The organism is Collimonas sp. NPDC087041, from assembly GCF_044745265.1.
In the GTDB taxonomy this organism is placed as follows: domain Bacteria; phylum Pseudomonadota; class Gammaproteobacteria; order Burkholderiales; family Burkholderiaceae_D; genus Collimonas.
This window is the reverse complement of sequence record NZ_JBIUZX010000002.1, coordinates 78772-101306: the sequence shown is the minus strand read 5'-3', so window position 1 is coordinate 101306 and position 22535 is coordinate 78772. Positions and strand designations below refer to the sequence as shown.

Below are 22535 nucleotides of genomic sequence, written 5' to 3'. Positions count from 1 at the left end.
GAATCACGAGGCGCAAAAAAAACCTTACCGTAGTTGTGCGCGGTGAGGGTTTTATACAAAGTCCATTTAAACAGTTAATGGAAAAACGCACTACCACCTCTAAAGAATCAGTTCGTTACACAAGCTGAATGCGATGAAAGATACCTGATGCCGACAACAACTAAACACCACGAAATATCGGCACACGAAGACAAACGCTGGATGACGCGTTTCCTTAACACCGTTGAATGGCTAGGCAATTTACTGCCGCATCCGATTACTTTGTTCGTACTGCTGTCGGCGGCGGTGGTTGTGTTTTCCGCAGTGGCAGCCTATTTCGGATTGCAGGTTCCCGATCCCAGACCTGAGGGGGCAGCGGGGCGCGCTGCCGACGGCATGATTACCGTGATCAGCTTGATGAACGGCGAAGGTCTTGCCAGGATTGTCAATAACCTGGTAAAGAATTTTACGAACTTTGTGCCGCTTGGCACGGTGCTTGTTGCGATGCTGGGAGTCGGCGTCGCCGAACATTCCGGAATGATATCCGCGGCGATGCGCGGAGTGGTGGTGGCCGCTCCGCGCCGCATCGTGACTTTGGCGATTGTCTTCGCCGGCATCATGTCGAACACCGCAGGCGAGCTGGGCTATGTAGTGCTGATCCCGATGTCGGCGATGATTTTCCACTCGCTTGGCCGACATCCGCTGGCGGGGTTGGCGGCGGCGTTTGCTGGCGTGTCGGGCGGCTATAGCGCGAATCTGGTATTGGGTACCGTTGATCCGCTATTGGCCGGCATTACCCAGACCGCCGCGCGCCTGATCGACGCCGGATATGAAGTCGGTGCCGAAGTGAATTGGTATTTCATGGCGGTCAGCACGCTGGTCATTTCGGTGCTGGGGGCGGTCGTCACGGAAAAGGTGGTGGAGCCGAAATTAGGCAAGTTTGAATCTGAGGCGGACCTCGCGCCATGTGAAGAATTGACGCTAACCGCCATCGAAAAAAAGGGTTTGCGTGCGGCCGGCTTTGCATTGCTGATCTGTAGCGCGCTATTGTTCTGGGCTGTGTTTCCTGAAGGTGCGCCGCTGCGCAATGCGAAAACCGGGTTGCTTGCCCACTCGCCATTCCTGAACGGCATCGTCGCCTTTATCTTCGTGTTCTTCCTGATTCCAGGTTTTGTGTATGGCCGGGTGGTCGGCAGCATGAAAACCGATGTCGACATCATCAATGCGATGAGCAAATCCATGAGCGGCATGGGCTTGTATATTGTCCTGATATTTTTTGCGGCGCAATTCGTTGCCTTCTTCGGTTGGACCAATTTCGGCTCGGTGATTGCCGTCAAAGGCGCGACAATCCTGCAGGACAGCGGACTCACCGGCCCGGCGATGTTCTTCCTGTTCATCGCTTTATGTGGCTTCATCAATTTGATGATCGGCTCAGCCTCGGCGCAATGGGCGATCACTGCTCCCATATTCGTGCCGATGCTGATGCTGATCGGCTACGCACCGGAAACGGTGCAGGCGGCCTATCGCATCGGCGATTCGGTGACCAACCTGATTACGCCGATGATGAGTTATTTCGGCTTGATCGTCGCCATGGCGGCGCGCTATCAAAAGAACCTGGGCCTGGGCACGTTGATCGCCATGATGCTGCCGTACTCCGTCGTGTTTGCGGTGTGCTGGAGCGTCTTTTTCTATCTGTGGGTATTCGTGCTGCACTTGCCTGTCGGGCCGGGAGCGGCCACCTATTATTCCGTTGCGCCTTAGGGATTTTCGAGCCTCTCGCTTACCGGCGAGCAACTCGTCAGGATTGATTGTCTTTATAATGAGGCAGTCATCGATCCTTGCGAGCGCCCCGCTTGAAAACTTCCCGCCGCCAACCGCTGTACCAACGCCTGGCCGAGCAGGTGAGTGCTTCCGTACGCAGCGGCGTGTTGCGGCCCGGTGACCGTATCAGTTCGGTGCGGCAGGCCAGCCAGCAACACGGGATGAGCATCACGACCGTGGTGCGTGCCTATGAATTGCTGGAGAGTAGCGGAGTCATCGAAAGTCACCCGCAATCGGGTTATTTTGTGCGGCCGTTGTTTGGCCGTGTCGGCGCTGCGCCAGCGCAAGCATCGCTATCCGAGCATGCTTCACCGGCTGAGCCTGAGCGCTCGGAGCCGCTGCCGGTGTCGGCCGAAGTGGATGTCAGCCGTCATGTGCTGGCGACGCTTAAATCGATACATCAGAACGATGCAATCCCGCTCGGCTCGCCGTATCCCGATCCGGCCTTGTTTCCGGCGCGCCGCATCAGTCAATATAACGGCGCGATCCTGCGCAGCGGCGGTCCGCTCGGCGTGCTCGACGATTTGCCGCCTGGCCATCCGGACTTGATCCGGCAGATCGTCAGGCGCCACCTGGAAACCGGGTTGAGCGTCGATCCTAGCGACGTGGTGATCACCGTCGGCGCCACCGAAGCCATCAATTTGTGCCTGCAGGCCGTGGCGAAAGCCGGCGATACGATTGCAGTGGAATCGCCGACCTTCTATGCGATGCTGCATGCGATCGAACGGCTTGGCATGCGCGCCATTGAAATTCCAACCGATCCGCGTCAGGGAATCGATGTCGCCGCTTTGAAAACCATCATGCAGACCCAGCCGATTGCCGCCTGCATGGTGATGCCGAATTTCCAGAATCCGCTGGGTTTTGAAATGCCGGAGGAAAACAAGCGGCAACTGGTTGAGCTGGGCGCGCGCTACAACATGCCGATCATCGAGAACGGCGTCTACAACGAGCTGTATTTCGGCACGGCCCATCCGAGCGTGCTGAAGACCTACGACAAGCGCGGCATGGTGCTGTATTGCTCGTCGTTTTCCAAGAGCCTGACCTCCGCCTACCGCATTGGCTGGACCTTGCCGGGACGTTATCGGGAGCAGGTGGAGAAGCTGAAGTTCCTCAACACGCTCAGCACCTCGACGTTGCCGCAACGGGCGATTGCCGCCTACCTGACCGCCGGCGGCTACGATCGCCATCTGCGCCGGGTGCGCAGTACGTTGATGCAGCGTTGCGACATCATGAGTGCGTTCGTTGGCCGCTTTTTTCCGGCAGGCACACGCATCACGCGGCCGGCCGGAGGGTATGTGTTGTGGATAGAATTGCCGGCGGCGATTGATTCGATGGCCTTATACCGACAGGCGCTGGCGGAAGGCATCACGATTGCGCCGGGGCGGTTGTTCTCGACGTCGGATGCGTATCGCAGCTTCATCCGCTTGAACTACAGCTATAGCTGGACACCGGAAATCGAGCAGGCGATGCATCGCCTGGCCGAGATGCTGGCGGCGATGCTGAGCTAGTCAACTAGCGAACTAGTTATTGCGGGCGATCAAGCAGCTTCTGCTGCGCTTGCCCGGCTCTCGTCCAAGGCATCGAAAATCGCCATGCCGAGCGGCGTCAGGGTAGCGCGTCCGGTGCCGTCATCGTTGACGATCACGCTCACGATTTCGGCATCTTCCAATGCGCTGAGATGACGCCGCAAGGTACTCATGCGTAGTTCAACCCGTTTGCTGAGTTTCGCCAGCGACAAACCCGCCTCGCTGTGGCCGGCGCGTTCGCCGGTGGCATCGGCATGCAGTGCCGCCAGAATCGTCAGCACTGCATCATCGAGTTCTTGTTCCATGTTCACGGCCGGCTCAGGCTGCGATCGCTGCCGAACGGCGCAGCAACACGGGAATCGACTTCGACGTCGGCGTGCGCGCCTTGTCGGCAAAGCTGTTGAGCGGCACCAGCGGATTGGTTTCCGGATAGTAGCTGCTGATGCAGCCGCGTGGGATGTCGAATTCAACCAGCAGGAAACGGTCGGCGCGGCGTTCGATGCCATCTTCCCAGACGCCGATCAGGTCAACCCAGTCGCCCGGCGCAAAACCCAGCATCTGGATATCCAGCAGATTGGCAAACACCACGCGGCGCTGGCCGAACACGCCGCGATAACGGTCGTCCATGCCGTAGATGGTGGTGTTGTACTGGTCGTGCGAACGCGTCGTCATCAATGTCATCAACTCGGGACCGTACTTGCGGCGCGCCCGATGGAGCGGCGTGTCCTTGGGAATCTGCAGGACCTTGAACTGGGCGCGGCCGCTGGCGGTTTTCCAGACCCGATTACGCGAGGCGACGCCCAGGTGGAAGCCTCCGGGTTGCTGGATGCGGGTGTTGTAGTCCTTGAAGGCGTCGTACACTTTTTCAATGTCGTCGCGGATCAGTGCGTAGTCCTTCACATATTCCAGCCAGCCGATGCGGCTGTGCGGCAGTGTCGCATGCGCCAGGCGCGCAACGATATCGATTTCCGACAAACAGGTCTTGGCGATCGGCTTGTTGATGCCGTACGAAACGTGCACCATGCTCATCGAATCCTCGACCGTCACGCCTTGCGGGCCACTTTCCTGCATGTCGATTTCGGTACGGCCGATGGTCGGCAGGATCAATGCATCCTTGCCGTGGATCAGGTGGCTGCGATTGAGTTTGGTGGTGATGTGCACGGTCAGCGCGCAGGATTGCAGCGCTTGCCAGGTGCGTGGCGTATCGGGCGAAGCCATCGCAAAATTGCCGCCGAGTCCGATGAACACCTTGACCTGGCCCTGTAGCATCGCTTCGATGGTGCCGACCACATCCAGGCCATGCTCGCGCGGCGGCTTGAAGCCGTAGACTTGTTCGATGCGATCGAGGAAAGCGGCGGTCGGTTTTTCATCGATGCCGACGGTGCGGTCGCCTTGCACGTTGGAGTGGCCGCGCACCGGGCACAGGCCGGCGCCGGGGCGGCCGATATTGCCGCGCAAGAGCATCAGATTGGACACCATCTGGATCGTATCGACGCCGTGCTTGTGCTGGGTCAGGCCCATGCCCCAGGTGGCGATGACGTTCTTGCCGCGCACATACACTTGCGTCAGGCGTTCGATGTCGTCGCGGCCGACGCCGGATTCGGTGATGATGTCATCCCAGCTTTCGGCGCGGATGTCGACGGAGAATTCGTCGAAATAGGCGGTGTGCTTGGCGATGAACTCGACATCGATGATGCGTTCCGTACCGTCTTGCAGCGCCAGGTCGTCCAGCTCCAGCACGCGCTTGATGACGCCCTTGACCAGCGCCAGGTCGCCGCTCAGGGTCGGGCGGATGAACATGCTGCTGATCGTGGTGCCGGCGCGCGACAGCATATCGGATGGGTGTTGCGGGCTGGAGAAGCGTTCCAGGCCGCGCTCGCGCAATGGATTGATGGAGACGATGGTGGCGCCGCGCTTGGCGCATTCGCGCAACTCACCCATCATGCGCGGATGGTTGGTGGCCGGATTCTGACCGAAGATGAGCAGGGTGTCGGCCAGGTCGAAATCGTCCAGCGTCACGGTGCCCTTGCCGACGCCGACTGTTTCCGGCAAGCCGACACTGGTCGGCTCGTGGCACATGTTGGAGCAATCGGGGAAGTTGTTGGTGCCGTATTCGCGCACGAACAATTGATACAGAAACGCTGCTTCGTTGCTGGTGCGGCCGGAGGTGTAGAACGAGGCCTGGTTTGGATCGTCGAGCGTGTTCAGGTGCGTGGCCATCAGCGAAAATGCATCCTGCCAGGAAATCGGCTGGTATTTGTCGCTCTCGGCGTCATACACCATCGGCTCGGTCAGGCGGCCGTGTTCTTCCAGTTCGTAATCCGATTGCAGCATCAGTTCAGCGACGCTGTGCTGCGCAAAGAATGCGGCGGTGACGCGCTTGGAGGTGGCTTCAGCCGCGACCGCCTTGACGCCGTTTTCACAAAACTCGAAAGTCGATGCGTGATCGCGGTCCGGCCAGGCGCAACCGGGACAGTCGAAGCCATCCGGCTGGTTTTGCTTCAGCAAAGTGCGCACACCGCCGCCCGGCACTTTTTCCTTGAGCAGGTGTAGTGCAACATATTTCAGCGCGCCCCAGCCGCCGGCCGGGTGGTTGTACTGCTCGATTTTCTCGTTGCTCAAAGTTATTCCTTGTAGTGCTGCCGAAGCCACGCAATGCCGATTGCGCAAAATGCGCAGGATATGTGGAGTGTAGTTGGCAGCTTTCTAGCCCGGCATATACAGTGAGTACGGTAGATTTAAAGCACAGTTACAAATATCGATTAAGCTGTGCTTTATTTGTTTTTCCCTGAGCGGAAAAAAGGAAGGATTGTGTTATTTAATGAGCAATAAAGACATGCCAGGCGCGATGTCTGGCATGTCTGTTTCGAGCGTGCAGCGGCCGGGTGATTAAAAGAACTTATAGTTGGCCCGTACGAAGAACGCTCGGCCTATCGCATCCGCATAACGCGCATCGTAGCCATACTGGAAGTTGTCGGTGACGTTGGAAGCCGGCGGATCGGTGTTGAGCAGGTTCTTGATGCCTGCAGTCAGGGTCAGGTTCTTGAACCCGGTGTAGCTGCCCGATACGTTATAGCGCGTATAGGAGCCGACCTGATGATTCCTTTGGGCCTCTGCCACTTGCGAACCGTTCTGGTCGCGATAGCCGGTGCTATAAACTTGTTGCACGGCGGCGCTCCAGGGGCCTCGGCTCCAGTTGAGCGTAGCGGAGTGACGCCAGCGGAAAATCACGCCGCCGCCCGAGTAGACCGCAAGATTGTTCAGGTAATCGCCGCCGGCTTCGGTTTGGTAGTCGTATTGGCTGACGTAAGTGCCATCCAGAGCCAGGCCGAAATTACCCCATGCGGTCTTGGGCAGGCGCCACGCAAAGCCAAGATCGAAACCGGAGGTATGCACATTGCCGAGATTGACATAGGTATTGTTGATATGGCTCAGCGAACCGTCTGGGTTACGCACAAAATCGGCGGCGTACTTGACCGGATCGCCAAAGATATCGCTTTCGGGAATAACCGAAATCTGATCTTTGATCCTGATGTTCCAGTAGTCGACAGAGGCGGTGATATTCGGATGCGGTTCGATTACCATGCCGAGCGTGAAGGAATTGGATTTCTCCGGCCGCAGATTTTTATTGCCGCCTTGCTGCTTCAAAAACTGCTGCCCGCAGTCGCGCGCGGCAATCCCGCCCGCCGCAACGCTGCCGCCCGGGCACAGTATCGGATCGTTGTATGGCGCCGCTGTATAGGTGTTGGCATTCGGATCGTTCAACTCATACAGGCTGGGCGCGCGAAAGCCGGTGCTGTAGGAGCTGCGGAACAAGATTTCCTTGGCCGGCTGGAAGCGCAATGCAAGCTTGGGGTTGATGGTATTGCCGACGTCGCTGTAGCCGTCGTAACGCAAGGCCATCTGCGCCTCCAGGGATTTGAGGATGGGGACATTGAGCTCGGTGAACAATGCCTTCACATTGCGGCTACCGGAGGCCGACTTGGAGTCGGCCGAGCCGCTGCTCTCGACGACATCGGAGCGTTCATGGTTGACATTGAAGTTGGCCTGCTCCTTGCGGAATTCGCCGCCCAGCGCAAAGCCCAGCGGTCCGGCCGGCAACTGGAACAGTTCGCGGCTGGCTGTGAAATCGAGTGAGGTCACCTGCGTCTTGGCGTCGAGGATAGCGCCGCGCACCTGTGCATCCTTCAGATAAGCCAGGCCGGCTTCGCTTTGCGGACCGAAGGGATTGAGGATGCCGCCCAGGAATCCTTGCCTCACCTTGTTACTGTCCAGGTAGCCGCCGACCAGGTTGTCGCTGGCCTTGCTCATGGAGTAAGCCAGGCCGGTCTTGTAATCCCAACTGCCCAGTGTACCGTCCAGGCTGAGCAGCAAGCGATCGGTGCTGTTTCTGGATTCGCTGATGCGCTGGCCGGCATCTACCGAACGCCAGTTCAGCGACAGCGGGCCGCCGCTGACGCTGCCCGGCGTAATGCCGTTGCCAGGGTAGTAAGGGCTGTTCGGATTGATGATGTAGTCGGTGCTGCTGCCGCTGGCATCGCCAGAGAAGACGTCAGGCGCGACATAGGTTTTTACCTTGCTTTCCGAATGCAGGTATTCGATCGATGCGGTATTGTCGGCATCCAGTTTGAAAGTGCCTTTGCTGATCAACGCGATTTCTTCCGTCTTCGGAATGATGCCGATCAATGCCTGGGTGTTGTAGCGGCAGACGCCGCCTTGGGTAAATGCATAGGGCGGCAGGCAGCCGGACGCCGCATACGGATTGCCAGAGCGGTCGGCATCGATGTCGTAGTAGTTGGCCGGGTAGCTATTGCCGCTGCCAGCATTCAGTCCTATTCCCGGATTCTGCCCGCCCGGCGCCGAGAAGCGGCGGTCGCTGGCCTTGACCGCGTTCTGGCTGTGATAGTCGATGACGCCAAAGAAGTTGTAGCCGTCTTTGTCGAGGTCGCCGATGCCGCCCGACAGGTTGAAACGTTTTTCCGCACCGCCGCTCTGTTCTGGCGCGATGCCTTCGGCGCTCAGGTTGAGGCCGGTGTAAGAACGCTTGGTGATGAAGTTGATGACGCCGCCGATGGCGTCGGTGCCGTAGATGGCGGATGCGCCGTCGCGCAGGATTTCGACGCGCTCCAGCGCAGCTATCGGGATCACATTCAGATTGACTGCGGAACCATCGAACGCGCTGTTGGCGAGGCGCCGGCCATTCAATAGCACCAAGGTCTTGTCGGGCCCCAGGCCGCGCAGGTCGGCGGCGGCGCCCACGGTCCTGCCGGCGCCGACGTTGGCGGAGGTCGTGTAATTTGTCTGGTTGCCGGAGATGTTGGATAGCACCTCGGCAGCAGTCGTTGATCCTTGCTTGATGAAATCATCCGCCTTGATGATCGTGACCGGTAACGCCCCTTCTGCGACCAGGCGCTTGATCGACGAGCCGGTAATTTCGACTCGTTGCATCTGCTGCGGCGCTTCCTCTTCCTTGTCACCCTCCTGTGCCAGCACCGGCGAGGCCAACAGGCCCAGGCCGACTGCCATGCTTCCTGAAAACACCATCCGTAGCGCCTGCGGTAGTCTCCGTTCCTTGATCATGCTCAAACTCCTCCTATGGGTAGCTGATGTGATTTTTTTCGTGATCCCCCTGTGCAGGACATAGCGAATTCGACGGAATCGGCTAAGACCGAACGTTCAGGGAATGGCCGGAAGTATTGCAATTCGGTGCTTTTATGGCAACAAATGCTGTGCGATTCAGGTAATGCTTATGGCGGAAGGATGTGTCGGGAGAGGAGGGGGCACGCTAAGGGAGCGCATCCCATAGCGTGATCTATTGGTGAGGATTGTGAGGTTACAAGGTCTGCAGGAATTCCTGAACGGCATCGGCGAACGCTTGCGGTTGTTCCATGGCGCTCAGGTGCGAAGCGTCTTGCAGCACAAGCAGATGCGCCTGTGGAATTTTCTCGGCCAGCGTTTGCGCCATGACCAGTGGCGTGCCCTGATCCAGTTCGCCGGCGATTACCAGTGTCGGTACAGAAATTTGCGGCAGACGCGCGGTCGTATCTACCGTGCCAACCGCATGGCAGCAGCCGACATAGCCATCGGCATCAGTGGTGGTCAAGCGTTGCCGGAAGCGCGTGACAGTAGCGCTGTGTTGGGTACGGAAATGGTCATGGAAGTATCGCCCCATGACAGCATCGGCAATCGTTTCGATGCCCTGCGCGCGCACGGTTTCGATGCGCTGTTGCCAGGCGTCGCGTGCGGCTGCCGGGTAAGCAGAAGTGGTGTTGGCAAGCGCCAGCGCCGCTACCAGGGATGGATGGCGCAGCGCCAGTTCCTGGCCCACCATGCCGCCCATCGACAGGCCGATCCACACCACCGGGCCGGAATCCAGTTCACGCAAGAGTCGGGCGGCATCGTCGGCCAGTTCGGCAATGCTGTACAAGCCTGGCGGCGCATCCGAACTGCCATGGCCGCGATGGTCGTAGGCGATCACGCGGCAGTCGGCAGCGAGCTGGTTGGCCAGTTCGTCCCACATCGTCAGATCGCAGCCCAACGCGTGGCTGAGTACAATGGTATGGCGCGGCGTCTTGCCGTTGCGCGGCGTGCGCACGCTGTAGTGCAGCGCCGGCTTGCTGCGGCTGGCATTTTCCCTTCCGATGCCGGGATGGACCGAAGCCGCGGGCGCCAGCGGTGCCAGCGTGTAGCCGATCTGCTCGCCGATTTCGCTCAGGATTTTTTGTGCATGCGTGAAAGCGGTGTTGGCCGCCGGTACGCCGGCATAGATGGCCGACTGCATCAGCACTTCCTTCATTTCATCCGGCGTCAGGCGCGTCTCGGCATCGCCCAGCAATGCGGCGCGTACATGCAATTCGAATTCTTCCCAGCGGCCGAGTGCGATGGTCGTTGCGAGCACGATTACGCGACGGATTTTGGCGTCCAGTCCGGGGCGGCCCCAGATTTCATTCCAGGCAAAACGCGAAATCAGATTCTGGAATTCTGCGTTGAAGCTGGTGGCGTTGGCAACCGAACGGTTAACCCAGTCGTCGCCAAGTATGCGGCGGCGGTTCTGCATGCCACGTTCGAAGTCGTGGTCAATCGGATCGTAGCTCATTAATTATTCACTCATTCATGTCTATAGTTGTAACGACGAATGCCATACTGCAGTTTCAGGCCAGCGCCGCAGGTGGCTGCATTGCCGTCATCATGGCGCGCAAGGTCTGTAGCTGGCGGCGCGCAAGCGTCTCTGCCGGAGCGGTCGCAGCGACTGCATCAAATAGCGTCAGCAACTGCGCGATGTCGATTTTTTCGCGCAGACGGACATCGGCTTCTACCGCATCGGTAACGACTTCAGCCAGTTGCTTGCCGCTGGCGACGGTCTGTTGGGTCAATTGCTCCATCAAGGTGTGCGCCAGCGGCCGGCCAATTGCGCCGGCCAGGTAAATCGATACTGCTTCCGCGAATACCAATCCTTGGAGCGCATCGATATTACGACGCATTCTTGCTGTGTCGACGTGCAGTCCGGCCATCGCTTCGACCAGTGCCGTCAATGCGCCATGGGCGCTGAGGAACAAGCCCGGCCATTCCGCCAATTCGGCCTGCCAGTTGCCCAGCCCGCGTTCATGTTGTTGGCCCATTACTGCCAGTAGCGCAGCCGCATGTTGCGGCGTGCGTGCGGCGGCGGCCAGTGCAATCATGGCCGACACCGGATTGCGTTTGTGCGGCATGGCTGACGAGCCGCCGCGGCCGTTACCGGATGGCTCTGCCAGTTCGGCGATTTCGCCTTGCGCCAGCAAGCTGAGATCGGTCGCAATCTTGCCGAGGCTACCGACCAGGACAGCCACTTCCAGGCCGAGCCGTACCCATTCATCGCGCTGGGTGTGCCAGGCGGCGTCGGCGACTGCCAGTCCCAGTTCGCCGGCCATCCGATGCGCGACAGCTTCACCTTTGTCTTCCATCACCGCCAGCGTGCCGACTGCGCCGCCGAGCTGCAATTGCAGCGCGCGTTGTGCGGTTTCGCGCAACTGCAAGCGGGCGCGCAGCAGCGGCGCCGCCCAGCCGACCAGCTTGAAGCCGAAGCTGGTCACCTGGGCCGGCTGCATCAGCGTGCGCGCCAGTATCGGCGTCGCTAGGTGTTGTTCCGCCAGATCCAGCAAGCTCTCTATCAGTGTTTGCAGGCCGCTATCGATCAGGCCAAGCGCATCGCGGGTGACCAGCACCATCGCGGTGTCCAGAACATCCTGGCTGGTGCTGCCCCAGTGCACATGCGTCGCCGATTCCTGGCTGTACAGCGCCACGGTCTTGGTCAGCTCTTTCACCAGCGGAATCGCTAGGCTGCCGGCCCGGCGGCCGGCATGCACGATCGCCGGAATATCGTATAGCTGGGCGTTGCAGACGCCGGCGATGGCTTTGGCGGCAGTTTCGGGAATGATGCCCTCGGCCGCCTGGGCGGCTGCCAGCGCTTCCTCGAAACGGAACATTGCCTGCACCACGGCGCTGTCGTCAAATACCGCGATCATGTCCGGGGTGGTGAGAAAACTGTCAAATAGGGAAACGCTCACTGCTGCTCCGTTCGATTAATGACGATAGATGCGGTTTGCGGATGCGTTTAAACGTAATCGAAAAATACGGTTTCCTTGTCGGTCTGCATCCAGATATCCCAATGGTATTGCGCGTCGCCCAGCTTACGTGCAATCAGCGTTGCACGCCGATCTGCCGGGACTTGCGCCAGAATCTCGGATTGCGCCAAGCCGCTGTCATCTTCCAGAAAGACGGCAGTGAACTGGTGCTTGACCAGGCCACGCGCAAAGATGGTTGCAAACAGTAGCGGCTTGCCGGCGGTGGCCGGCGTCGGCAACGATACTTCGATGCAGAAGGCGCCGTCGTCGTTGCTGGGGATGCGCCGAAAACCGGGTATCGCCTGTGCGGATTCGGCGGCGACTGCATCAGGCAGCCAGGCCTCAATCCAGCCATCGTTGATCGGCGCACCGTTGCCGTCGCGGATCACGCCGCTGATAGTGACGGTTGGCGCGCTGCTGACCAGCGCGCTGCTGGCGTCGATGCCCCAGCGCCAGGCTTCATGCGGGAATGGGCCGATGGTCTGTGAAGTAGTGATGTTGGAAGCCATTTTTTCTCCGTTTTAAAGTTCCGTTTTAATGGTCCGTTCAAAGACCCATCGGCGTGGCATCGCGGCCGCGCAGCACGATATCGAACTCATAGCCCAGCATCTTGTCGTCGACTGTTTGTTCCAGGCTGAAGCGGGCGATCAGCCGTTGCCGCGCAGCGAGGTCGGGGATGCTTTGAAAGATCGGGTCGTAATCGAACAGCGGGTCGCTTGGGAAATACATTTGCGTGACCAGACGTTGTGCGTAGACGCTGCCGAACAGCGAAAAATGAATATGCGCCGGACGCCAGGCCTTGTGGTGGTTGCCCCAGGGATAAGGACCGGGTTTGATTGTGACAAAGCGGTAGCGGCCTTCGTCGTCGGTCAGCATTTTGCCGAAGCCGTAGAAGTTGGGATCGAGCGGCGCATCGTGCTGGTCACGCTTGTGCCAATAGCGGCCAGCGGAGTTGCATTGCCAGACTTCGAGCAGCGAATTGCGCACCGGCTTGCCATCTTCGTCGAGGACGCGCCCGGTGATGACGATTTTTTCACCAAGCGGCTCGCCTTGGCCGTGCCTGGTCAGGTCGGTATCGTGCGGCAGGATCAGTTTGCGCGAGACCGCAATATTAGTCTGCACCGGCTCGGCGGCGCGTATGCGCAACGGTTCCTGAGTCGGACCGCGCTTGGCGGTGGACGCATACGGTGGATAAACCAGGGTGGGGTAGACGCCGGTTTCTACGGAATCGAATCTCACGTCAGTGTTCCTTATCGGTTGGGTGGCACGGTGCGTTGCGCGATTTGTTTGCAATGTCTTTTATCGTCCGGCATTGACGGTGAAAAATTCTTTTCCAGCCTTCAATGGGAGTTGCGCGAATGTCGCGCAAGCGAGCTGGTTTTGATGGAGCGATTGCATGATAGGTCTCGCCAATTTGGCTAACAAGACGCTTTTGTGCTGTAGTATCCGCATATCGCCCATATTGTGCGATATGCGCCCAAAGAGGGATGTAATGTCTGAAAACTCAAAAAATCAACGTGCGAATCCAGGCGTCGAAGCTGCTGCATCCGCTGCTTCAGCGCCCGCGGGAGACGAACCCTTGAAGCGAGATCTGGTTGCCGGCCTGGAAAAGGGTTTGCAGGTTATCGAAGCCTTCGACCAGGAGCGCTCACGGCTGACGATCAGCGAGGTTGCGCAGCGCGCCAATCTCACGCGTGCAGCGGCCAGGCGATATCTGATTACATTGACCCATCTGGGATATGTCCGGCATGAACAGAAAGTGTTTTCGCTGACGCCCAAAGTATTGCGGTTGGGGCAGTCGTATCTGCATTCGGCGCGTTTGCCGCGGATTGTTCAGCCCATGCTTTATCGCCTGGCTTACGCGTTGGAAGAGGCCGCATCGGCTGGCGTACTGGATCACGACGACCTGGTTTGCGTAGCCGCCGTCAGTGCCGGTCGCCTGGTGTCGACGACGCTGCAGCCGGGAACCCGGGTGCCGGCGTTTTGTACCGCCAACGGTCGCGTGTTGCTGGCCAGCTTGCCACCACAGCAGGTTGAGGAGATCCTGGCGCGATTGTCGCTGGAGCCGATCACCGAGCACACCATCGTTAACAAGGAACGGCTATTGCTGGAAATTGCGCGGACCCGGGCTCAAGGTTATGCGGTGGTGGATCAGGAGCTTGAACTGGGCTTGCGGACGATAGCCGTGCCGCTCAAGAACTTTCGAGGATTCACGGTCGCCGCGATGAACGTCAGCGTGCACGCTGCGCGAATACCTGTCGAAGATATCGTCGAGCGCTGCCTGCCGGCGTTGCTGAAGGCGCAGGTTGAACTGACTGCGTTGCTGTAATTTTCTGCTGCTTGTTGTTCCGGTGCCGCGTCAGATGTTGCGTCAGATGTTGCGCCGGTTACACCCACAGCATCAGGGTATTGGCGGTGGCTTGTAACGCGGGTACGCAGCGCGCGGCCGCTTCGGCTTTGGAGCAGCTCGATGTCATCATCGATACGCTCAAGGCGCCGATCAGCGCGCCGCGCCGGCTCTTGATCGGCACTGAAATGCCGCGGAAGCCGATTTCATACTGGTTTTCGGTGATACTGAAACCGTCCTCGCGAATCGCCACCAGTTCGCGGAACAACTGCTCCTTGTCGACCACGGTCAGGTGCGTGTAGGCGATCAGCTCGACCCCATCCAGATAGGCCCGCAACTCGTCATCCGGCAGTGCCGACAGCAACACCCGACCGGCAGTCGAGGTGTAGGCCGGCAAGCGCGTGCCGGGCTCGAAGCCGGTGGTTAACTGCTGCGGCGCATTGACGCGGCTGACGTAGACCACGTCATGGCCTTCCAGTACCGAGTAATTGGTGGATTCGTGCAATTGCAGGGTCAGCCGCTGCAGGAACGGCACGATGGCACGCGGCAGCCGCGCCGAATCCAGATACGAACGGCCCAGATTGAGTACCTTGGGCGTCAGCCAGAAACTGCGACCGTCAGTCGCCGCCAGGCCGATATGCACTAGCGTCAATAAATAACGGCGTGCCGCGCTGCGGCTCAGTGCGACCTTTTCCGCCAGTTCGCTGGCGGTCAGGCGCACCGTATCGTCATTGAATGCGGTGATGACATCGATGCCTTTGATCAAGCCATCAATCAGATCGCGCTTGGCCACTTCCACTTCATGCAATTCCGGCTTTTTCATCATAAATAATCTCAAAAATGCGCGCTAATCGCTCCATTTGCGCGATTAGCGCAGTATGGCAGGTTTTTCACACTATTTTTCTCTGTATCGCGTTCCTATACTGGGCCTGACTATTTAGCCAAGGACCAGCATGACCGTGCAAGAACACAATCCGGAACCGAACAATCCACTCGGCATCGACGGCATCGAATTTGTCGAATATGCAACCGCGCAGCCGCTGGCGCTTGGCGCCTTGCTCGAACAGATGGGCTTTGTCGCCACCGCCCGCCATCGATCGCGCGAAGTGACCTTGTATCGCCAGGGCACGATGAATGTGATCGTCAATGCCGATCCGTCGTCCTTGCCGCAGTCCGACATCGACCCGCAAGCCACCGTCATCAGCGCCATCGCCTTGCGGGTGCGCGATGCTGACGCCGCCTATCGCCATGCAATCGAGATGGGGGCTTGGGGCATTCAAACTCGCGCCGGCGTGATGGAACTGAATATCCCAGGCGTACATGGGGTTGGCGATTCGATCCTGTACTTTGTCGACCGCTTCCGCGATTTCTCGATCTACGACGTCGACTTCAAGCCGATCCTGAACGCCCCGGCGAACCCGCCGGCATTGGCAGGCCTGCATTTTTTCGGAGTGGTGCAAACCATAGGCCGCGATCGCTCACCGGAGTGGATCGATTTTTATCAGCAACTGATGGATTTCCGGCCGCTGCCGCAAGGCCGCTATTTCGGCGTGTTGCCCAAAGGGGTGTTGCTGGAAAGCCCTTGCCATCGTTTTTACCTGCAACTGGTAGAGCCGCCGGAGGGCGCCGCCGGTCTGCAATGGGACGAACAATTGATCCGGGTCGGCCTGGGTGCGCCAGATGTGCTGGAAGCGGTGCGGCAACTGAAGCAGCGCGGTATTGTTTTCATCGACCGCGAACCGGCGCAAGCCAGCGAAAAGGGCGCATTGACGCAGCTGTACAAGAGCGGCATCAGTTTCGAGTTGGTGGTCAGCCGTCAGGAGAGCCAGCATGCTTGAGATTTCCGGCACTACGCGTATTTTCCCCGTCATCGGCTGGCCGGTCGAGCAAGTCAAGGCGCCGGCATTGTTCAACGCCTACTTCAAACGTCACGATATCGACGCCCGCGTCGTCCCGTTGAAGATCGCCCCGGCTTCTTACATCGCGGCGGTACGCCTCCTGATGGCGGCGGAAAACGTGGGCGGCATCCTGGTGTCGATTCCGCACAAGCCGATGAGCGTCGAAGCGGTTGACCAGCCGACTTCCCGCGCCGTGCTGGCCGGCGCCTGCAACGCGATCTACAAAGGCGCGGATGGCCAGACCTTGATCGGCGACCTGATCGACGGTGAAGGATTCATCCGGGCATTCGATCGCACCTGCGCCGGCACGCGCTTCGATTGGCCGAACGCCAGAGCCTTGGTAGTCGGCAGTGGCGGTGTCGGCTGCGCGGTGGCGGCAGCGTTGGCGGCGCGCGGCATCGGCCATGTGGCGATTTATGACACGCGCATCGAGCAGGCCGAAGCGTTGCGTCAGCGCCTGCAAAAAACCTTCTCGACAACGGAAGTGAGCATCGGCGCGCCAAGCGCCGAAGGCTACGACCTGGTGGTCAACTCAACTCCGCTCGGCATGGCCGAGGACGATCCACTGCCGTTTGACCTGAACGGCATCAAGCCGTCCTGCATCGTTGCCGACTGCGGCATGAAAATTGAAATGACCCGCTTGTTGGTGGAAGCGCAGCGGCTTGGTTGCCGTATCCAGAAGGGCCGCGAAATGATGATCGAGCAGGCGCCCCTGTATCTCGAACTGTTCGGTTGGCCCGGCGTGTCATCCGATGCATTCCGTGCGCTGGAGGCGATATGAACCTGAGTAACTTTGGCATGGACAGCATTACCCTGGCCGGCCCACTGGAGTCGAAGCTGAGTGCTTCCAAGGCTGCCGGATTTTCGCAGATCATGTTGTGGGCCAAGGATTTGGCCGGTCACCCCGGCGGCCTGGAGCAGGCTGTACGCCTGGTCAAAGCGAGTGGGATACGCGTAACCGGCATCCAGGTCATGCGCGATTTTGAAGGCTTGTCCGGCGCTTTGCACGAATACAAACTCGACATCGCCAAGAACATGCTGCAGGTGTGCAAGGCTGTCGGCGCGCCGTTGCTGATGGTGTGCTCAAGCACATCCAGCCACGCTAGTGGCGACATGCCGGTGATCGCGCGGCACCTCGCCAAACTGGCGACCTTGGCGGTGCCGCTTGGCGTGCGCGTTGGTTACGAAGCGTTGTCCTGGGGCCGTCACGTCAACCAATATACGCAGTCGTGGGAAGCGGTTGAAATGGCTGACCACGCCAACCTTGGCGTGGTGATCGATTCCTTCCACATGCTTGCCAACCAGGCTGATCTGGATGGTTTGGAAGATATTCCCAGTCACAAGATTGCAATGGTGCAGCTGTCAGATTTCATGTGGCGCGATATCCGCAGTGCCGAAGAGCGGCTGGAAACGGCGCGCCATCTGCGCGTGTTTCCTGGCGAAGGCGCGCACTCGAAGGAATTGTCCGACTTGCTGCGGCGCCTGGATCGAGGCGGCTATCGCGGCGATTACAGTTTCGAAGTATTCAATGACGATTACCTGCAACTGTCGCCGGACATCGTCGCCCGCCGCGCGCATCGTGCCGCCAAATGGGTCACTGATCAGGTCCTGAGGCGCAGCTTGCAGGTGCGCCAACCAACGGCGGGGCATCCGACGATGGCATAGGCGCCAGACATTCATGAAAGCAGCTGCCAATAACAAAAACAATGCAGCGCCATAAAGCTAAAAATCAGGAGACAGCATGACCCCGCACCCAAAATCCGTTCTGGTTCTGAACGGACCTAATCTCAACCTGCTCGGCCGCCGCGAACCGGCCGTATACGGCGCGCAGACACTGGCCGACGTCGAAACCGTATGTCGCGAGGCATGCCGCACGTATGGCTTCACGCTCGATTTTCGCCAGTCCAATCATGAAGGCGTGCTGATCGACTGGATCCACGAAGCGGGCGTCGCTCAGGCTGCAGGTATGTCGGCAGGCGTAGTGTGCAATGCCGGCGCGTACACCCACACGTCGGCAGCACTGCATGACGCAATCAAGGGCGCCGCCGTACACCTCATCGAATTACATATCTCGAATGTCCATGCGCGCGAAGCGTTCCGCCAGCACTCATGGCTGTCGCCGGTAGCGCAGGGAGTGCTGGCCGGCTTCGGCGTCAACGGCTATGCGTTGGCGATTGCCGCACTGGCCATGCAGCCGGCCGGATCAAAGCAGTAGGTAATACGGAGGCCTCTCGCTTCGTGGTTCCGAGGGGAAACCGCTGCACGCGTCTTGCAGTGCAGCGGAAGATCAAACATAAAAATAAATCATACGGAGATGTCATGAAGAGAAAGTTAGTCGTTGCCGGCTGCCTCGCCGGTTGTTCGGCGTTTGCGCAGGCCGATTCCAACGTCACGTTGTACGGCGATATCGACCAATACATCGGCTACATCCACAGCAGCAGCGGCAACAGTGTCACCGGGCTGAACGATGGCGCCATCCTGCGCAGCCGCCTTGGCTTGCGCGGCGTGGAGGATCTGGGCAGCGGTTACCAGACCAAGTTCACGCTGGAACAGGGATTGAACGCCAACACCGGCGCGGCAGCGGACTCCAGCCGCCTGTTTGACCGCCAGGCCTGGATCGGCATGAATACGCCGCTGGGTGAGTTTCGTATCGGACGCCAGAACACCATCATTTTCTTCATCGGCGGCGCCATCGATTACACCGAACGCACCACCTACGGCTCAGTCATCAATACCTTCGGCGTGCCGTCGCGCTATGACAATGACATCTCTTACAAGTCACCACGCATTGCAGGTTTCCAGGCCGATGCCCACTACGCGCTCACCGAAACTGCGGGCGAAAGTGTCGGCACGCGCGGCGTGTACCAACTGGGACTTGACTATACCAATGGCCCGTATCGCGCAGGTTACGCCGGATTGTGGGCCAAGCCGGCAGCGAACGCTACCTATTCGCAGATGGTGGTCTATCACAATGTCTACGCCGACTACGATTACGGCCACGGCAAACTGTACTTCGCCTATGTCCGCAGCAACAACGTGACGGCCAGCGCCAGCGGCAATACCGCAGCAGCCATCCTCAACAATGTCAGCATCCCGAATAATGCATTTCCTGGCACCAACGCCAGTGTGCAACGCATGTACAACATCTATCAGGTATCGGCCGACTATCGCATCAATCCACAACTGCGGATCGGCGCCCTGTACGGTGTGATCAAGGATTCGTCTGGAGGAGATGCCGGCGCGCAGGGTGGCAACGTCGGCGCGTATTACGATTTGTCGAAGCGCACTACCTTGTACGGCTTTGGCAATTACATGAAGAACGATGCCAATGCCGGTTTCCGCTTCAGCGGTTCCGCCGGCCCCACGGCCAACCTGGCAGGGGCCGATATCAACGGCAAGAGACTGATCGGCTTGCAAGCCGGCATCCTGCATCGTTTCTAGACGGGTTTTTCAATGCCGGCATGACGAAAATCACCACACGGCATGCCAAGAAAATATACTCACAGTTCACAGAAGGTCGTTATGTCTACCTCTACACTATCGCAACAAAAAATGCCCGCCAAGGCCGCTGCCGAGGCGACACAGCCGGTAACCGCGCACTCTCCGCGCAAGGCGGCGCTGGCCAGCTGGATCGGCAGCGCCGTCGAATATTACGATTTCTTTATCTATGGCACTGCCGCAGCACTGGTGTTCGGCAAGATATTTTTCCCGTCGTTCGATCCGGTAGCCGCCACCGTCGCCGCGTTTGCTACGTTCGGCGTCGGCTATGTCACGCGGCCAATTGGCGCCGTGTTGCTGGGCCATATCGGCGACCGCTACGGTCGCAAGAAAGTGCTGACCTTCACCTTGCTGTTGATGGGTGTTTCCACCTTCATGGTCGGCTTGCTACCGACCTACGGTCAGATCGGCATTGCTGCGCCAATCATGCTGGTCGTCCTGCGCATGTTGCAAGGCATATCGGCGGCGGGCGAGCAGGCCGGCGCCAATTCGATGACACTCGAACATGCACCATCGCATCGGCGCGCTTTCTTCACCAGTTTCACCTTGAGCGGTACCCAGGCCGGGCTGATCCTGGCAACCCTGGTGTTCCTGCCGATTTCGGCGTTGCCGGAAGATCAGTTGCTGTCCTGGGGCTGGCGCATTCCATTTTTCCTGAGTGCGATCGTGGTGCTGGTCGGTATCTGGGTGCGCCGTACCTTGCCGGAGACGCCCGCCTTCGAACAGGAGAAATCGAATAAGAAGAACAAGCTGCCGCTTGCGGTGCTGTTACGCGATCACAAGAAGAGTCTGGCGCGGGTCATCTTCGCCGCCCAGATCTCGGTGGTGAGCACCATCTTCAGCGTATTCACGCTGTCATACGCGGTCAACACCATGCACATTGCGCGCGCAACGATGCTGACGGTGCTGATCCTGGCCAATGTTGTGGCGCTGGCCGCAATCCCTGCCTTTGCTGCACTATCGGACCGCATTGGCCGTAAGCCGGTATTCATTTTTGGTGCGCTTGCCTCGGCCTGCCTGATCTGGCCCTATCTGTGGAGCATCAGTCACGCGAATATCCCGCTCATCTTTGTGTTCGGCCTGCTGTTGTCGGGCGTCGTCTATAGCGCCGCCAACGGCATCTGGCCATCCTTGTACGGCGAAATGTTCAATACCCAGGTGCGCCTGTCAGGCATGGCAATCGGCACCCAGATCGGTTTTGCGCTGGGCGGTTTTGCACCGACGATCAGTGCGGCAATCCTGGGAGACGGCGTACACGGCTGGATGCCGGTGGCGATATTCGTGAGCGCTACTTCAATCATTTCCGCGATCTCGGTGGCGACGGCGCGAGAAACCTATCGCACGCCGATGAGCGAACTGGGAAAAAGTTGAGCCTCCGCGAAATCATCGGCGTTCCGTGGTTGGGATTGCGCACGTGATGTGTCGCAATCCCAGCGATAATGATGTTAAGGGTGCATGATTCCGTATGTCTGGAGACGCAGCAATGACAGCAAAAAATATGAAGGCCGAACAAATCAGTGCGAATCGAAAATCCCGCAAGGCGGCATTCGGCAGCTTCGTCGGTGCAGTGGTCGACTGGTATGATTTCCTGCTTTACGGCATTACCGCAGCACTCGTATTCAACACGCAGTTCTTTCCCAATGCCAGCCCGACGATCGGCACACTTGCCGCGTTTGCCACGTTCGGCGTCGGCTTTCTGTTTCGGCCGCTGGGCGGCATTGTTTTCGGACATTTCGGCGACAAGCTGGGTAGAAAACGGATGTTGGTGATCACGGTGATGATGATGGGCGTCTCCACTGCGCTGATCGGATTGCTGCCAACCTACGACAGCATCGGCTGGTATGCGCCGCTGGCGCTGGTCGTGCTGCGGGCGCTGCAAGGTTTCGCGGTGGGCGGCGAATGGGGCGGGGCCGCGCTGATGGCGGTTGAAAGTGCGCCGGAAGGCAAGAAGGCGTTTTATAGCAGTGGGGTGCAGGTCGGCTACGGCGTTGGTCTGGTCCTGGCAACAGGTATCGTCTCGATTCTTACCCATACGCTCGGCAACGATGCATTCATGTCGTGGGGCTGGCGCATTCCTTTCCTGGTCAGCATTGTCCTGGTACTGGTTGCAGCATGGATTCGTTCGACGATGGAAGAGTCCGAGGAGTTTGTCAAAAAGGTGGGCATCCACGGTGAGCGTACCGAGAAGATACCGGTGCTGACCGCACTGCGCAATCATCCCGAGAGCTTCTTGCTGATCATCGCGCTGCGTATGGCCGAAATGTTCACGATGTATATCGTGACCGCCTTCGCACTGGCTTATTCGACCAAGAATCTGGGCATGTCGCGCGATCTGTTCCTCAACATCAGCCTGCTGGTTGGCGCAGTGAGTTGCGTGACGATCCCGTTCTTTGCCATTCTGGCTGATCGGATTGGTCTGAAGCGCGTGTATCTCACCGGCGCCATCATCGGCCTGCTTTCGTCGGTGCCATTTTTCATCGCGATGGAAGCGCGTTCGATCGTCTGGATCGTGATCTTTTCCGTGTTGCTCGCCAATATTGCGCACGACATGGTGGTGAGTGTGCAGCAACCTCTGTTTACCGAGTTGTTCGGCGCCGAATATCGTTACAGCGGCGCCGGCGTCGGTTATCAATTCGCCAGTGTGGTCTGCGGTGGTTTCACGCCGTTCATTGCGACCGCACTGCTTGGCGTCGATGGCACATGGCATGCCGTGGCGGCGTATCTCGCCGGTGGCTGTCTGCTGTCGGTAATCGTCTCCTGGCGCATGAAGGCAGGAAGTTCCGAGCCGCAAGTCAAGGTAACTCGGTCTTACTCACATTCGGCCGGATCGAAATCAGTGATCTGATTCGCTGGCATCAAATGAAAA

18 protein-coding genes are annotated in these 22535 nt (G+C 59.0%); 10 read left to right on the top strand and 8 right to left on the bottom strand.

The window, feature by feature from the left end; genetic code table 11:
• The first annotated feature begins 147 nt into the window (after window positions 1–147).
• A complete protein-coding gene (locus tag ACIPF8_RS03490; protein WP_400417136.1) occupies window positions 148–1740 on the top strand; it encodes an AbgT family transporter in 1593 nt (530 codons plus the stop codon).
• 92 nt (window positions 1741–1832) lie between these two features.
• Window positions 1833–3308 (top strand): PLP-dependent aminotransferase family protein, encoded by a 1476-nt coding sequence (locus ACIPF8_RS03485; protein WP_400417134.1) that lies wholly within the window; start codon window positions 1833–1835, stop codon window positions 3306–3308.
• Between the two features lie 29 nt (window positions 3309–3337).
• Here ACIPF8_RS03485 and ACIPF8_RS03480 read toward each other — a convergent pair whose 3' ends face one another.
• The 7 genes from ACIPF8_RS03480 to pcaH all read right to left on the bottom strand — a co-directional run bounded on the left by ACIPF8_RS03480 (window position 3338) and on the right by pcaH (window position 13165).
• Entirely contained in the window at window positions 3338–3631 is a 294-nt protein-coding gene (locus ACIPF8_RS03480; protein WP_400418159.1) for a helix-turn-helix domain-containing protein, read from the bottom strand.
• A gap of 13 nt (window positions 3632–3644) precedes the next feature.
• Window positions 3645–5948: an FdhF/YdeP family oxidoreductase gene (locus tag ACIPF8_RS03475; protein WP_400417133.1), complete on the bottom strand. Its 2304-nt coding sequence runs from the start codon at window positions 5946–5948 to the stop codon at window positions 3645–3647.
• 267 nt (window positions 5949–6215) lie between these two features.
• The gene (locus ACIPF8_RS03470) at window positions 6216–8906 is read right to left on the bottom strand and encodes a TonB-dependent receptor (protein WP_400417131.1); all 2691 of its coding nucleotides are present in this window, start codon (window positions 8904–8906) and stop codon (window positions 6216–6218) included.
• Window positions 8907–9159: 253 nt separating this feature from the next.
• Window positions 9160–10422, bottom strand: a complete 1263-nt coding sequence (pcaD, locus tag ACIPF8_RS03465; protein WP_400417129.1) for a 3-oxoadipate enol-lactonase — start codon at window positions 10420–10422, stop codon at window positions 9160–9162.
• A 55-nt stretch (window positions 10423–10477) separates the two neighbouring features.
• The gene (locus tag ACIPF8_RS03460; RefSeq protein ID WP_400417127.1) at window positions 10478–11869 is read right to left on the bottom strand and encodes a lyase family protein; all 1392 of its coding nucleotides are present in this window, start codon (window positions 11867–11869) and stop codon (window positions 10478–10480) included.
• A gap of 47 nt (window positions 11870–11916) precedes the next feature.
• Window positions 11917–12435: a protocatechuate 3,4-dioxygenase gene (locus ACIPF8_RS03455; protein WP_400417125.1), complete on the bottom strand. Its 519-nt coding sequence runs from the start codon at window positions 12433–12435 to the stop codon at window positions 11917–11919.
• A gap of 37 nt (window positions 12436–12472) precedes the next feature.
• A complete protein-coding gene (gene pcaH, locus ACIPF8_RS03450) occupies window positions 12473–13165 on the bottom strand; it encodes a protocatechuate 3,4-dioxygenase subunit beta (protein WP_400417123.1) in 693 nt (230 codons plus the stop codon).
• A 340-nt stretch (window positions 13166–13505) separates the two neighbouring features.
• On the opposite strand from pcaH, the gene ACIPF8_RS03445 reads away from it, so the two are divergent.
• Window positions 13506–14255, top strand: a complete 750-nt coding sequence (locus ACIPF8_RS03445) for an IclR family transcriptional regulator C-terminal domain-containing protein (protein ID WP_400417121.1) — start codon at window positions 13506–13508, stop codon at window positions 14253–14255.
• A gap of 58 nt (window positions 14256–14313) precedes the next feature.
• Here ACIPF8_RS03445 and ACIPF8_RS03440 read toward each other — a convergent pair whose 3' ends face one another.
• Window positions 14314–15099, bottom strand: a complete 786-nt coding sequence (locus ACIPF8_RS03440; RefSeq protein ID WP_400417119.1) for an IclR family transcriptional regulator C-terminal domain-containing protein — start codon at window positions 15097–15099, stop codon at window positions 14314–14316.
• Window positions 15100–15226: 127 nt separating this feature from the next.
• Between ACIPF8_RS03440 and ACIPF8_RS03435 the strand changes: the two genes are divergently transcribed.
• The 7 genes from ACIPF8_RS03435 to shiA all read left to right on the top strand — a co-directional run bounded on the left by ACIPF8_RS03435 (window position 15227) and on the right by shiA (window position 22514).
• Window positions 15227–16111: a 4-hydroxyphenylpyruvate dioxygenase gene (locus ACIPF8_RS03435; protein WP_400417117.1), complete on the top strand. Its 885-nt coding sequence runs from the start codon at window positions 15227–15229 to the stop codon at window positions 16109–16111.
• Window positions 16104–16952, top strand: a complete 849-nt coding sequence (locus tag ACIPF8_RS03430) for a shikimate dehydrogenase family protein (RefSeq protein WP_400417115.1) — start codon at window positions 16104–16106, stop codon at window positions 16950–16952. The genes ACIPF8_RS03435 and ACIPF8_RS03430 overlap by 8 nt, the downstream gene beginning before the upstream one ends.
• Window positions 16949–17836: a sugar phosphate isomerase/epimerase family protein gene (locus tag ACIPF8_RS03425; RefSeq protein ID WP_400417113.1), complete on the top strand. Its 888-nt coding sequence runs from the start codon at window positions 16949–16951 to the stop codon at window positions 17834–17836. The genes ACIPF8_RS03430 and ACIPF8_RS03425 overlap by 4 nt, the downstream gene beginning before the upstream one ends.
• Before the next feature lie 76 nt (window positions 17837–17912).
• The gene (aroQ, locus tag ACIPF8_RS03420) at window positions 17913–18386 is read left to right on the top strand and encodes a type II 3-dehydroquinate dehydratase (RefSeq protein ID WP_400417111.1); all 474 of its coding nucleotides are present in this window, start codon (window positions 17913–17915) and stop codon (window positions 18384–18386) included.
• A gap of 104 nt (window positions 18387–18490) precedes the next feature.
• A complete protein-coding gene (locus tag ACIPF8_RS03415) occupies window positions 18491–19612 on the top strand; it encodes a porin (protein ID WP_400417109.1) in 1122 nt (373 codons plus the stop codon).
• Between the two features lie 81 nt (window positions 19613–19693).
• A complete protein-coding gene (locus tag ACIPF8_RS03410) occupies window positions 19694–21040 on the top strand; it encodes an MFS transporter (RefSeq protein ID WP_400417107.1) in 1347 nt (448 codons plus the stop codon).
• Between the two features lie 112 nt (window positions 21041–21152).
• Window positions 21153–22514, top strand: coding sequence for a shikimate transporter (gene shiA, locus ACIPF8_RS03405; RefSeq protein ID WP_400417106.1), 1362 nt, complete (start codon window positions 21153–21155; stop codon window positions 22512–22514).
• The last annotated feature ends 21 nt before the right edge of the window (window positions 22515–22535 follow it).

Bases quoted from the DNA above. Each gene is read 5' to 3' on its own strand.
- ACIPF8_RS03490 (WP_400417136.1), top strand. From the start codon at position 148: ATGCCGACAACAACTAAACACCACGAAATATCGGCACACGAAGACAAA.
- ACIPF8_RS03480 (WP_400418159.1), bottom strand. From the start codon at position 3,631: ATGGAACAAGAACTCGATGATGCAGTGCTGACGATTCTGGCGGCACTG.
- ACIPF8_RS03470 (WP_400417131.1), bottom strand. From the start codon at position 8,906: ATGATCAAGGAACGGAGACTACCGCAGGCGCTACGGATGGTGTTTTCA.
- pcaD (WP_400417129.1), bottom strand. From the start codon at position 10,422: ATGAGCTACGATCCGATTGACCACGACTTCGAACGTGGCATGCAGAAC.
- ACIPF8_RS03455 (WP_400417125.1), bottom strand. From the start codon at position 12,435: ATGGCTTCCAACATCACTACTTCACAGACCATCGGCCCATTCCCGCAT.
- ACIPF8_RS03440 (WP_400417119.1), bottom strand. From the start codon at position 15,099: ATGATGAAAAAGCCGGAATTGCATGAAGTGGAAGTGGCCAAGCGCGAT.
- ACIPF8_RS03435 (WP_400417117.1), top strand. From the start codon at position 15,227: ATGACCGTGCAAGAACACAATCCGGAACCGAACAATCCACTCGGCATC.
- ACIPF8_RS03430 (WP_400417115.1), top strand. From the start codon at position 16,104: ATGCTTGAGATTTCCGGCACTACGCGTATTTTCCCCGTCATCGGCTGG.
- ACIPF8_RS03425 (WP_400417113.1), top strand. From the start codon at position 16,949: ATGAACCTGAGTAACTTTGGCATGGACAGCATTACCCTGGCCGGCCCA.
- aroQ (WP_400417111.1), top strand. From the start codon at position 17,913: ATGACCCCGCACCCAAAATCCGTTCTGGTTCTGAACGGACCTAATCTC.
- ACIPF8_RS03415 (WP_400417109.1), top strand. From the start codon at position 18,491: ATGAAGAGAAAGTTAGTCGTTGCCGGCTGCCTCGCCGGTTGTTCGGCG.
- ACIPF8_RS03410 (WP_400417107.1), top strand. From the start codon at position 19,694: ATGTCTACCTCTACACTATCGCAACAAAAAATGCCCGCCAAGGCCGCT.
- shiA (WP_400417106.1), top strand. From the start codon at position 21,153: ATGACAGCAAAAAATATGAAGGCCGAACAAATCAGTGCGAATCGAAAA.